This is a genomic window from Cellulosimicrobium sp. SL-1 (assembly GCF_011033075.1).
Classification (GTDB): Bacteria; Actinomycetota; Actinomycetes; order Actinomycetales; family Cellulomonadaceae; genus Cellulosimicrobium; species Cellulosimicrobium funkei.
This window is the reverse complement of the sequence record NZ_JAACJC010000008.1, coordinates 84854-97107: the sequence shown is the minus strand read 5'-3', so window position 1 is coordinate 97107 and position 12254 is coordinate 84854. Positions and strand designations below refer to the sequence as shown.

General features: G+C 75.9%; 10 protein-coding genes. 3 read left to right on the top strand and 7 right to left on the bottom strand.

All coding sequences use genetic code 11. The annotated features are described in order from the left end of the window. Positions 1 to 5 precede the first annotated feature (5 nt). From GWJ10_RS13655 to GWJ10_RS13645, 3 genes are all read right to left on the bottom strand, one after another. Positions 6 to 1481 (bottom strand): NCS2 family permease, encoded by a 1476-nt coding sequence (locus GWJ10_RS13655; RefSeq protein WP_021483129.1) that lies wholly within the window; start codon positions 1479 to 1481, stop codon positions 6 to 8. Between the two features lie 85 nt (positions 1482 to 1566). Further along, on the bottom strand, positions 1567 to 2295 hold the full coding sequence (locus tag GWJ10_RS13650; protein WP_163188044.1) for a hypothetical protein: 729 nt from the start codon (positions 2293 to 2295) through the stop codon (positions 1567 to 1569). Positions 2296 to 2335: 40 nt separating this feature from the next. Next, positions 2336 to 3850 (bottom strand): sugar transferase, encoded by a 1515-nt coding sequence (locus GWJ10_RS13645; protein ID WP_076406200.1) that lies wholly within the window; start codon positions 3848 to 3850, stop codon positions 2336 to 2338. 447 nt (positions 3851 to 4297) lie between these two features. Between GWJ10_RS13645 and GWJ10_RS13640 the strand changes: the two genes are divergently transcribed. Beyond that, positions 4298 to 4561 carry a DUF2530 domain-containing protein gene (locus tag GWJ10_RS13640; RefSeq protein WP_051028378.1) on the top strand — a complete coding sequence of 88 codons (264 nt, stop codon included), beginning with the start codon at positions 4298 to 4300 and terminating at the stop codon, positions 4559 to 4561. On the opposite strand, the gene GWJ10_RS13635 is transcribed toward GWJ10_RS13640, so the two are convergent. The 4 genes from GWJ10_RS13635 to GWJ10_RS13620 form a co-directional block, all read right to left on the bottom strand. Next, complete coding sequence (locus GWJ10_RS13635) at positions 4537 to 7695, bottom strand: ATP-binding protein (RefSeq protein ID WP_206158408.1); 3159 nt, start codon at positions 7693 to 7695, stop codon at positions 4537 to 4539. The genes GWJ10_RS13640 and GWJ10_RS13635 overlap by 25 nt on opposite strands. Continuing rightward, complete coding sequence (locus tag GWJ10_RS13630; protein ID WP_163188042.1) at positions 7692 to 8819, bottom strand: DUF3027 domain-containing protein; 1128 nt, start codon at positions 8817 to 8819, stop codon at positions 7692 to 7694. Before GWJ10_RS13630 ends, GWJ10_RS13635 begins: the two co-directional genes overlap by 4 nt. Before the next feature lie 2 nt (positions 8820 to 8821). Continuing rightward, positions 8822 to 9205: a cold shock domain-containing protein gene (locus GWJ10_RS13625; protein WP_034651071.1), complete on the bottom strand. Its 384-nt coding sequence runs from the start codon at positions 9203 to 9205 to the stop codon at positions 8822 to 8824. Between the two features lie 132 nt (positions 9206 to 9337). After that, the gene (locus tag GWJ10_RS13620) at positions 9338 to 10066 is read right to left on the bottom strand and encodes a TetR/AcrR family transcriptional regulator (protein ID WP_163188038.1); all 729 of its coding nucleotides are present in this window, start codon (positions 10064 to 10066) and stop codon (positions 9338 to 9340) included. A 119-nt stretch (positions 10067 to 10185) separates the two neighbouring features. Between GWJ10_RS13620 and GWJ10_RS13615 the strand changes: the two genes are divergently transcribed. Beyond that, positions 10186 to 11124 (top strand): NAD-dependent epimerase/dehydratase family protein, encoded by a 939-nt coding sequence (locus GWJ10_RS13615; protein ID WP_163188036.1) that lies wholly within the window; start codon positions 10186 to 10188, stop codon positions 11122 to 11124. Positions 11125 to 11467: 343 nt separating this feature from the next. After that, complete coding sequence (locus GWJ10_RS13610) at positions 11468 to 12253, top strand: hypothetical protein (RefSeq protein ID WP_163188035.1); 786 nt, start codon at positions 11468 to 11470, stop codon at positions 12251 to 12253. Position 12254 lies beyond the last annotated feature (1 nt).

Sequence of the window (12254 nt, the reverse complement as noted above, 5' to 3'; positions counted from 1 at the left end):
CGAGCCTAGAGGCCCAGGGCGTCCCGGATGGGGCCGAGGAGGAAGTACACGACGAACATCGCCGCCGCGACCCACATCAGCGGGTGGATCGCCCGGACCTTGCCGAGCGCGAGCTTGATGAGCACGAAGGCGAGGAAGCCCGCCCCGATGCCGTCCGCGATCGAGTAGGTGAACGGCATGACGATGATCGTGAGGAAGGCGGGGATGCCGATCTCGACGTTCTTCCAGGAGATGCCCGCGATCTGCGTCATCATGAGGAACCCGACGAAGACGAGCGCGGGCGCCGCCGCCTCGTACGGGACGAGGGCGACGAGCGGCGACAGGAACGTCGCGAGCAGGAACGCGACACCCGTGACGACCGACGCGAGGCCCGTGCGGGCGCCCTCGCCGGCGCCCGTCGTCGACTCGACGAAGCTCGTGTTCGACGACACGGACCCGGCACCACCGGCCGCCGCGGCGATCGAGTCGACGACGAGGATCGCGCGCGAGCGCGGCGGGACGCCCTCGGCGTCGTTGAGGCGCGCCTCGGCGCCGACGGCGACCATCGTGCCCATCGAGTCGAAGAAGTCGGCGAGCAGGAGCGAGAACACCAGCAGGATCACGGTGACGGTCGCGATGTTCTGGAACGAGCCCAGGAGGGAGAACTGGCCGAGGAGGCCGAAGTCCGGGACCTGCACGACGCCGTCGAACGTGGGCGCGTTGAGGTTGAAGCCGTCCGGGTTCGAGCCGTCGGGGGCCTTCGCGCCGATGTGGAGCGTGTTCTCCAGCACGACGGCGAGCACGGTCGCCGTGAGGATCGCGACGAGCAGCGCGCCCTTGACCTTGCGCACCCAGAGCACGATCGTCAGCACGAGGCCCACGACGAACACGAGGATCGGCCACGTGCCGAGGTTGCCGAGCGCGAGGAGCGTGCCGCTGCCCGCGGTGACGAAGCCCGCGTTGACGAGGCCGATGAGCGCGATGAACAGACCGATACCGACGCTGATGGCGGTCTTCAGCTCGAGCGGCACGGCCCGGAAGACGGCCTCGCGGAACCCGGTGAGCACGAGCACGAGGATGATGAGGCCCTCGATGACGACGAGGCCCATCGCGTCCGCCCACGTGACCCCGGGCAGCGACGCGATCGAGTACGCGACGACGGCGTTGAGGCCGAGACCGGCCGCGAGCCCGAGCGGGAAGTTCGCGAAGACGCCCATGGCGAGCGTCATGACGCCCGCGACGAGCGCGGTGGCCGCGGCGATCTTGCCGAAGTCCGGCTCGGCGCCCCCGCCGAGGAACTGGCCCGTGCCGTCCTGGACGGTCCCGATGATCAGCGGGTTCAGCACGATGATGTAGGCCATCGCGAAGAACGTCACGAGACCGCCGCGGATCTCGGTGCCGATCGTCGAGCCACGCTCGGTGATCTTGAAGAAGCGGTCGATCGCGCCGCGCGCAGGCGCGGGGGCGTGCTCGTCCTCACGGACGGAGGTGGGGGTGGACATGGGGAGAATGCTGCCAGAACCGTGTGACCGCGCGGTAACGCGCCGGACACGGTCGGGCATCGCCCGCCCGGGCCGTCCGTGCACGTCAGGCCGCGCCGACGGCGTCGAGCGCCGTCCGGGGTGTGCTCGACACCACGTCAGCCGGCCCAGGCGCCGTCCCGTCGTGCGCGCGGGGCACGCCGTGACCGTGCCCGAGGGACTCGGCCGTCGCGAGGTCGGTGACGCTGCGCGGCGCGCCCGAGGCGAGTTGCACCGCGTGGAGCACGTCGAGGATCGCGTTCGCCCGCTCCCCGGCGGGGCCCGCGGGGACGCCGTGCACCACCCGGGCCGGATGCAGGAGGTCGACGACGGCGTGGCCCGGCCGGTGCTCGTCGGGCACCCAGGCGACCGTGGCCGGGACGCCGTCCGCGGCGAGGCACGCGGCGAGCAGCTCGGCGGTGCCCGCGGGGACGCGGGCCCGCCCGACGACGAGGTCGCCCGGGCCGAGGTGCGGGGCGAGGCCGTCGAGCGCGTCCCGCAGCGTCGCGACGCGCGCCGCACCGCCGGCGTCGGGCGTGGCCCCGGCGCCGACGCAGAGCAGGTGCACGCGCGCACCGGCGACGGCCGTGCGGTCGGTCGTCGGGCGCAGGCGCCCGCTCACGAGGCCGAGCGCGAGGAGCCGGGGCAGCCGCGGCTCAGCGATCCTCGACGCGGAGCGGAGCGCGGCGAGCGCGCGCGGGTCCGGGTCGAGAAGCACGACCTCGTGCCCGGCGGCGGCGAGGCAGGCCGCGTGCAGGACGCCGCGGCGACCGCCTCCCGAGACCGAGACCCGCACGACGCACCTCCTCCTGCCCGCCCCGACACCGCGGCGGGCCTCAGTAGGCCCCGGAGCCGGAGAACACCGCGCGCGCCGTGCGCGCGAGGATGAGGAAGTCGCCGAACATCGTCCAGTTCTCCACGTAGTACACGTCGAGACGGACGCTCTCCTCCCACGACAGGTCCGACCGGCCGCCGACCTGCCACAGGCCCGTGAGACCGGGCTTGACCAGGAGCCGACGGCGGACCTTCTTCTCGTACTTCTGCACCTCGCGCGGCAGCGGGGGCCGCGGGCCGACGAGGCTCATGTCGCCGCGCAGGACGTTGAAGAGCTGCGGCAGCTCGTCGAGCGAGTAGCGGCGCAGCACCCGGCCGACGGGCGTCACGCGCGGGTCGTCGCGCATCTTGAACAGGAGGCCGGAGCCGTCGTTCTGCTCCTCGAGCTGCTCGACCTCGCGGTCGGCGCCCACGCGCATCGAGCGGAACTTGAACATCGAGAACGTGCGACCGTTGCGCCCGACGCGCTCCTGGCGATAGAGGACGGGACCGCGGCTCGTGAGCCGGACCGCGAGCGCGACCGCGACGAGCACGGGCAGCGCGACGAGCGTGATGAGGGCCGCGCCCGTCCAGTCCACGACCGACTTCACGGCGAACTTGGGCCCCGTGAAGCGGGGCGCGTCCACGTGCAGGAGCGCGACGCTCTCGGCAGGCGTGATGGTGATGCGGGGGCCGGCGACGTCCGCGAGCTCCGCCGTGAGCATGAGGTCGACGCCGAACGGCTCGAGCTCCCAGCCCAGGCGGCGCACGACCTCGGCCGTGATGGCGTCCGAGCCGGAGACCGCGACGACGTCCGCGCCCACCCGGGTCGCGACCTCGCCCGCGTGCCGGAGCTCGCCGAGCACCGGGACGCCGTGGATCTCCTCGCCCGCCCCGAACCCGCCCGACGGGACGCACACGCCGACGACGCGGTAGCCCGACTCGTCGCGGGAGTTGAGGTCACGGATGAGACGCTCGGCCTGGTCACGGTGCCCGATCGCGAGCACCGCCGACCGCATGCCGCCGTGGGCGCGCTGACGGTGGAGCCACTGGCGCCACGCGTATCGGCCAACGAGCAGGCCGCCGAGGCCGAGGGGGAACGCGAACGCGAGGTAGCCCCGGGTCTCCGGGAAGCGGAGCAGGAAGGCGAGGACGGCGAGCACCGCGAAGAGGCGCCACGACGCGTCGAACACGCGGTGGTACTCGGTGGGCCCGCTGCCCATGACGCGGGGGTCGCGCGTCCGGCTGGCCACGAGGGACACGGACCAGGCGACGCCCACGAGCACGGACAGCACCACGTAGGGGACGCGGGCCCGGCTCACGGGCTCGTCGATCACGGCGTCCCAGCGCAGGAAGTAGGCGACCAGCACGGCCACGACGATCACCACCGTGTCGGTGACGAGCAGCCGACGGCGGTAGGCGACCTCCCAGCCCTGCGCGGCGAACGCGGCCCGAGCGGCGCGGATGCGTGCCGCGGGCGACGCGGTGAGAAAGGTGCGCAGACCTCGTCTCGTGTCGTCGGTGACGCTGTGGGACATGCGTCCACCTCCGGTCGGCTCCACACCCTGCATGGCGACTCATCCTAGGTTCGAGAAAGTGCGATAACGAGGGTTGACGAGGGCTTTCACCCGGGTGAGAAGGCGTTCCGGACGACTGCTGTCCGGAAGGTCCCAGGCCGCAGGATCCTGCGGTTCTCACGTCGACTGCATATCGCGGAGGAATTCACTGGACAGGTGTCCAGGTCTGGCGTTCCGCAGCACGCGACGCAGCGTACGGAGAAGGCGTGAGGGAGTTCCCACCCACAGACCGGGGCGGTTCGAGCTGGACGGGCGACCACGAACGGGAGAGCGTGGTGGGCCGCTTGCATCGTAGCGCGCGGTTGCGGGTGCTCCGGACGTGTGCTCACACCAGAGGAGAAGAGACGCAGGTCACGCCAGTGACGCGCCGTGGGGGTGAAAAAACCGGCGCGTCGCTACGATGCTCGGGTGCCCTCGGTCGTGACCCTGCTCCTCCACCCCGAACGCCGGCGCCCCGACCCGGCGCCCTGGCGGGTCGACCTGCGCGTCGTCATCCTCGCCGGCATGGCGCTCTGGACGGTCGCGCTCGTCGTGTGCGCCGTCCTGCTCGCCACCGGGACGCTCGCGCCCCGCGCGGTCGCGACGTGCGCCGTCGGGCTCGCGCTCGGCGCGCTCGGGCTCGGCTGGGAGCGTCGGAACCGGACGCGCTACCGCGCGTCCGCCGACGACTGAGGGTCGTCCCAGGCCGTCCGCGCCACCGCGCCCTGCGCCCCGCGCGGGTCGCGGAGCACCTCCTCGAGCACGTGCCGCGCGCGGTAGCGCCCCGCGACGACGGCGAGCGCCGCCGCGAGCCCCGCCGGGCCGGTCGCGTGCACGACGACGTCCGCTCCCCCACGACCCTCGACCCACCACGGGACCGCGACCCCGTCGACGCGGAGGTCGTCGTGCCGTTCCCAGGTACGCGGCAAGGGCTCGCCGACGACGGTCCCCGCCTCGGCAGGGACCTCCTCTCGCTGCCCGGGGTCGTCCGGCGCGGGCGCGGGGCCTGCGACCGTCGCGACGTCGAGCAGGTCCGCGAGGTCGTCGACCAGGTCCCGTCCGGCGGGCACGAGCGGGCGCAGCGGGACCCACATCGGGTCCGCGGCCACCGCGACGTCGTCGGTCGCCGCGACGACGACCGTCCCGCCGTGCAGCGCGGGTACCCGCGCGGGGGCCGGGTCGAGCCGCACGCCGCTCTCCGCCAGCGTCTCCAGGGCGCGCCACAGTGGCAGCGCGGCCGCGGCGTCGACCGGTGACCCGACGCGCGGCAGCCCGTCCAGCAGGTCGGCCCACTCCTCCGGGTCGAGCTCGGCGAGGTCGTGCACGCCCCCGACGGCGGCGAGCGAGGCGTCGTCGAGCCCCGCCACCTCCGGCGGTGCCGGACGCAGGAACGCAGAGGCGGGGCCGCCGTCGAGCGCGAAGGGGCCGCCGAGCTCCTCGCGCAGCCACCACGCCGTGTACGACCGGGCCGACGCCGCGCGCCCGCCCTCCGCGCGCACGGGCGTCAGCAGCGCCTCCCGCGCCGCGGGGTCGCCCGCGAGCCGGGCGAGCACGTCGGGCCACGCGCCGTCGGCCACCGCGTCCAGGTCCGCGACGGCGAGCACGTCCCCCACGTACGCCTCGGGGCCGAGCGTCGCCGCGAGGTGCTCGAGGTACCCGGCCCAGTCGGAGAGCCAGCCCTCCGGCGCGTGCGGGTCCAGGTCGGGCTCGTCGTCGTCCGACGCGGGCGTGAGGACGTCGCGCACCCGCAGCACGGTCGGTCCCGCCGCCGCGCCGACCGCGCGCAGCGCCGGCTCGCCCCAGCGCGCGACGACCCCCGGGTCGACGACGTCGAGCCCGTCGAGCACGTCCGCCGCCCAGGTGCCCGGCAGGGCGCAGCCGCGCACGGGCGACCAGCCGCCGTCCGTCGTCGGGACCGGGAGCTCGCCCCACCAGAACGGCAGCACGTCGCCGGCCGGGTCCCGGACGTCGCGGAGCGCGGTGGCGACCAGCGCGAGCAGCCGCTCGACCTCCGCCGCGGGGTCGTCGCCCGCGTCGGCGGCGTCGGCGGCGGCGAGCACGCGCTCGCGCACCGCGCCGTCGGCGAGCACCGCGCGCAGGTCCGTCGCGCGCGCGCCCAGCCGTTCGAGCAGCGGGTGCGCGGCCCGCGGGTCGACGACGCGCAGACCGAGGTCGACGGCGTCCCGCGGGTCGAGCGCCCCGCCGTCCGTGCCGTCGTCCGTACCGTCGTCGAGGAGCAGGACGCCGCGCGCCCCGCGCACGACCTGCCCGCCGAGGAGCGGGACCGGGAGCGCGCCCAGCGCCTCGAGCACCGACCGGTCCCCCGCGTGCGGCGCGAGCGCGTCGTACAGCGCCCGCCAGCGCTCGGGGTCGGCGACGAGCGGGAGGTCGTCCACGACGTCGGCCAGGTCCACGACCTGCGCCCCGAGCGACCGCGCGACCGCGCGCAGCGGGCCCGGCACGTCCACGAGGTGCGCCGCCCCGAGCTCGACGCGCACGCGCGCGTCGCCCACGTCCCCGGCGAGGACGCGCGCCTCGGCGGGCGCGAGGAGCCGCCGCTCGGCCCGCTGCGGCGCACCGTGCTCGTCACGGTCCGCGAGGATCGACGGGCCTTCCCAGGTCTCGTCGAGCGAGAGGCCGGGCTGGTCGGGGGGCACGTCGAGCGGGAGGAGCGGCGTGCGGGCCAGGGCCGCCGTCGCCGCCGTGCGGACCCCCGCGTCGACCGCGCTCGCCGGCAGCCCGGTCGGGACGAGCGCGAGCACGTCGGCACCGCGGTCGGCCGCGAGCGACCCGAGGAGCGCCGCGAACGCGCGACCCGCCTCGTGCGCGACGTGATCCGTCACGGCACCGCGCGGGACGTGCCGGCGCGCGGGGTCGAGCGGGAACGTCGCGAGGAGCAGGGCCGGGAACGTGAGCCGCTCGTCCGTCGGGGTGGGGGCGTGCAGCACGGTCGGCGCCGCTGCGTCGTGGGGCAGGGCCCAGGTCACCGACCAGCGGTCCGCGCCGCGCTCCTCGACGGGACGGTCCGCGAGGAGCGCGGGGTCGAGCGTCCCCTCGCGCCGCAGCACCGTCCAGCGCTCGTCGACGTCCGCGACCCGGCGCTCCGCGACGCCGTCGCCCGCCACGACGACCTCCGTCAGCGCGGGCAGGGCGAGCAGCAGCGGGTCGCCGAGGTCCGCGAGCTCGGCCCGCACGGCGTCGAGCGCCGCGTCGTCGCGCAGCTCGACCTCGACCACCGTGTCGTACCCCGCCGGCACCTCGACATGCGCCGGGAACGGGAGGCGCAGCACCGGGAGCCGGTCGCCGCGCCCCGCGACCTCGGCGGCGAGGTCCGGGCGGTCCGCCACGACGTCGTCGAGCGCGACGCGCGTGCGGTCGAGCGAGAGCTCGACGGCGTGGTCTCCCGCGCCGACGCGCACGCGGTCCGCGACCGAGCGGACTGCCGCGAAGCCGACCCCGAAGCGCCCCACCGTGCGCGGGCCATCGGCTGCGCCCGCGCCCCGACCCGTGGCCGAGGCCCGCATCGCGACGAGCGACGCGACACCCGCCGCGTCGAGGGGCTCGCCCGTGTTGGCCGCGCGCAGCACCCAGCGCCCGTCGGGGTCGGACGGCGCGTGCAGGCTCAGCCGGAGGCGGCCGGGGACACCTGCGCGGACGGCGGCGTCGGCGGCGTTCTGCGCGAGCTCGACGACGACCCGCCCCCGGTACGACCCGTGGGCGTGGTCCTCCTCCGTGTTCGCGTCCTCGCGCAGGCGCGTCGGCGAGGACCGCCACGCCTCCAGGACCGCACGACGCAGCGCGGCCGTCCCGAAGACGTCCTGCGTCACTCCCGCGGCTCGTCCGGCGCGGCGTCGACGGCGGCGCCCGGCGCGGTCTCGGGCTCGTCCGGCGTGGCGTCGGGGTCAGAGGCGGTCTCCGCGTCGTCCGGCACGGCGTCGGGGACCGGGGCGGTCTCCGCCTCGTCCGGCGCGGCGTCCGGCTCGACGGCCACGGCCGCGGGGGCCTCCGGCGCGGTGTCGACGGGCGTCGGGGCGTCGGCCACCGGCGTCGGCTCGTCCTGCGCCGCCGGAACCGTCTCGTCCAGGGCGGTCTCGTCCGCGGCAGTGTCCGTCGGCGCGGCCCCGTCCCGGGCCGCCTCCTTCCGGGCGACCGCGGACTCGAGGAGCGTGACGATCTCGACGTGCAGCTCGTCGACGAGCGGGTCCGGGTCCGGCCACTCGCTGCGCTGCGGCTCGACGTCCGTCTCCGAGTGCGCGCCGCAGCCGTGGTCGAGGCTCACGACCTTGCCGTCGTCGGGCGACCACTCGTTCGCGCACACGCCGAAGACCTGGCCGAGGCTGCCCTGGAGCGGCACGAGGAAGCCGCACGACCCGCAGTCGGCCGCGGCGGCGACGGCGCCGCGCGTCGTCGGGCCGCGCGACCCGCGGTACCAGCGCTCCGCGGCCTCGTCGCGGCCCTGCGGCGACAGCACGCGGGCACGCGCGAGCGCGAGCTCCTCGATCGCGACGGCGTCCTGCTCCTCGTCGCCCGTGGGCACGTAGCCGGGCTCGAGGCGCGGGTCGTCGGCGCGGAAGGGCAGCACGTCGCCCGGGCCGACGTCGCCCGGGCGCAGGCGCTCGGACCACGGGAGCCACGACGGCGCGAGCAGCGCACCGTCACCGGGCAGGAGATCGACCTCGCACACGGTGGCCGTCCGGCCGCGCGGGACGCGCGCGAGCGTGACTGTCCAGTGCCAGCCGCGGTAGCCGCGCATCGTGCACGCGAACCGGTGGGAGATGAGCCGGTCCGCCTCGGCGACCGTCCCGAGGTGCTCGCCCACGTCCTCCGGGCTCTCGGCCACCTCCTGCGCCGCGGCGCGCGCGAGCTCGACCGCGCCCGTGAGCACGGCGTCCCGCGCCGCGCGTGCGGAGACTCCTCGGACGCGCTCCTCTGCGGCTGCCACGGCGGACATCGTCAGGCCTCGATCTCGTCCGCGACCGCGCGCAGGACCGCGGCGACCTTGGTGGCCTTGCCCTTCTCCGGGTAGCGGCCACGGCGCAAGCCGTTGCCGATCCCGTCGAGCTCCTTGATGAGGTCCTCCACGATGACCGCCATCTCGTCCGCCGAGCGACGCTTCGCCTTGACGACCGAGGGCGCCGGGTCGAGGAACGTGACGGCGAGCGCCTGCGGGCCACGGCGCCCGTCGGCGACGCCGAAGTCGACGCGAGCGCCCGGCTTGGGCGCGGGGGCGTCCGCGGGCAGCGCGGAGGCGTGCAGGAAGACCTCGCCGCCGTCGTCGTTGGCGATGAAGCCGAACCCGCGTTCGGTGTCGAACCACTTGACCTTGCCGGTGGGCACGTGGACCTCGTTCGTGCTCGTAGGAACCAGAACCCCCAGGTTACCGGCCACGCGGCGGCAAAGCCGCATCCATACCGCGGGCGAGCCCAGGGCGAGCCCGGACGACCGGCCGAGTCCCCGCCGTCGTCCCGGTCAGCGCGGGGCCGACCGCGGGACCACCCCGGCGTCCGCCCCGACCCGCAGCGCGACGGCGTCGAACCAGTCGGTGTAGTCGGCGACCGTGCGGTGGAGGTGGCCGAACAGCTCGAACGACACCGTGCCGAACAGGGTCGTCCACGCCATGAGCGTGCGCACGACGGCCTCGGGCGGGGCGTCGGGCGTCGTGAGCCCGCGGGCGCTCACGTACGCGACGGCGGGGGCCACGAGCGCGGCCGCGTCCCCGCCCGACGGCGGTGCGGGCACGGGGCCCTCGCCGTCCGCCCAGGAGTCGGCGACGACCCGGACCAGGGTCCGCACGACGCGCGTCGCGGGCTCGACCGTGTCCTGCGGCGCCGCGTACCCCGGCACGGGGGTGCCGTAGAGCAGCCCGAACTCCCCGGGCCGCGCGACGCACCAGGTGCGCAGCGCGCGGCACGCGGCGAGCCAGCGGCCGGGCAGGTCGTCGCGCGCGACGGCGACCTCCGCGGCCTCGACGGCGGCCCCGAGCTCGTCGTAGCACTCGACGAGGAGCGCGGTGAGCAGCGCGTCCCGGCTCGGGAAGTAGCGGTAGACGGCGGACGACACCATGCCGACGTCTCGCGCGACGGCCCGCAGCGAGAGCGCGGCGGGCCCGTCGGCCACGAGCCGCGCGCGGGCGGCGCCGAGGATCTCGCGCGTGAGGGTCTCGCGCGCCAGGGCGCGTGCCGTCCGAGGTGCCGTCATACCGTCAGGGTCGCAGACGAGAGCGCTGACCACCAACGAGAGCGGTGCTCTTGCTTTGTCGTGGTCGTCGTGCCAGGCTGCTGTCGAAACGAGAGCACTGCTCTCGGAAAGGAGCCCTCATGTCCAGCACCTCGTCCTCCGACGACCGGCACGTCGTCGTCGGCGCCGGCCCCGTCGGCCGCCACGTGGCCGCCGAGCTCGCGGCCCGCGGGTCGCACGTCACCGTCGTCACCCGCAGCGGACGCGACACCGGGCTCGACGGCGTCACGCACCTCGCGCTCGACGCGTCCGACGCCGACGCGCTCAGCCGTGCCGCGGACGGCGCCGCCGTGCTCTACAACTGCGCCAACCCCGGCGACTACACGCAGTGGGAGAAGGTCTGGCCGCCGCTCGCCGCCGCGCTGCTCACCACGGCGGAGCGGACGGGCGCCGTCTACGCGATCACGGGCAACCTCTACCCCTACGGGCCGGTCGACGGACCCATGACCGAGGACCTGCCGGACGCCGCGACCGACCACAAGGGCGTCCTGCGGGCCCGGCTGTGGGCCGACGCCCTCGCCGCGCACCGCGCCGGCCGTGCGCGGGTCGTCGAGGTGCGCAGCTCCGACTTCGTGGGGCCCGGGGTGGGCACCAACGGCCACGTGTCGCGCGTCGTCCCCGCCGCGCTGCGCGGCCGGGCCGTCACGATGATCGGCCGCACCGACCTGCCCCACTCCTTCACCGACGTGCAGGACGCGGCGCGCACGCTCGTCGCGGCGGCCGCGGACCCGGGCGCCCTCGGCCGCACGTGGCACACCCCGAGCAACCCGCCGCGCACCCAGCGCGAGGCGCTGACCGACGTCCTCGCGAGCGTCGGGCGCCCCCCGGTCCGGGTGCGCTCGCTGCGCGGCCCCGGGCTCGCCGCCGCCGGGCTGTTCTCGCCGCTGCTGCGCGAGCTGCGCGACCTCGCCTACCAGTGGGAGCGCCCCTACGTCCTCGACGACACCGCGTCCCGCGACCGCTTCGGCATCGAGCCCACGCCCTGGGACGAGGTCTGCCGCCGGACCGCCCGCGGCTGACCACAGCGCGAGATCGGCACCTCTCGCCGAGGTCGGCGCTCTGCTGCGAGCTCGGCAGTCGCGACTACCGATGTCGACCGGACCTGCCGATCTCGGCGCGTCAGGTCGGCCCGTCGTCCACAGATCCGCCGACCACCGCACCGCGACCCGGCCAGGAGCGGCACGATCACGCTCCATTTCGAGACGAGAAGCTGCGCTCCCGCTGCACCTCGCGCGCGAGCACCTCCCGGAAGAGGCCCGGCGACGTGTGACCCACGGCGAGTGGGAACGCGTGCGGCGCGGCGCCTACCGCGACGCGCTCCCGCCGGACTCGGCTCCGGCCACGGCCGCGCGAGGACTCGCGGTGGACCGCGCACGTGCCGTCGCCCGGAGCCTCCGTGCCGACCCGGTCGTGAGCCACGCGTCCGCGGCGCTCCTGCACGACCTGCCTCTGTGGGAGCTCCCGGCGACCACCCACGTGGTCCAGTCCTACCGCCGCTCGGGTTCCGCGGCACGGGACGTCACGCGGCACGTGGGCGAGGTCGCCGCCCACGACCGCACGACGGTCCTCGGCATCACCACGACCTCGCTGGTCCGCACCGTCGCCGACTGCCTGAGCACCATGCCCGCCCTCGACGGGCTCGTCGTCGTCGACGCGGCCCTCGCCCGGGGCGTCCGACGGTCGGACGTCGCGGCCGTCCTCGACCGCCGGCCACGGGGTCGTGGGTCGCGCCGGTCTCGCCACGTACTCGCGCTCGCGGACCCGGGCGCCGAGTCGGCCCGCGAGACCTGGCTCCGGTACGTCCTGCTGCGGACCGGGCTGCCCCGGCCGGAGACGCAGGTGGCGCTCCGCACCGAGGTCGGCGCGGTCCGGGTCGACCTCGGCTGGACGCGGTGGCGCCTGCTGCTGGAGTTCGACGGCCTCGTGAAGTACCGCACCGGCCCCGCGGGCCTGGCGCCGCGTGCGGACCCGGGCCGTGTGCTGGTCCGGGAGAAGCTGCGGCAGGAGGCGATCGAGCGCACGGGGCACCGCCTCCTCCGCGTCACCTCCCGGGACCGTCCGGAGGACGTCGTGACGCGGGTGCTGCGGCACGTCCCGCCCGACGTCGTCCGTGGCCTGCGCGCCGATCCGTTCCTCCCGCCGCGGTGAG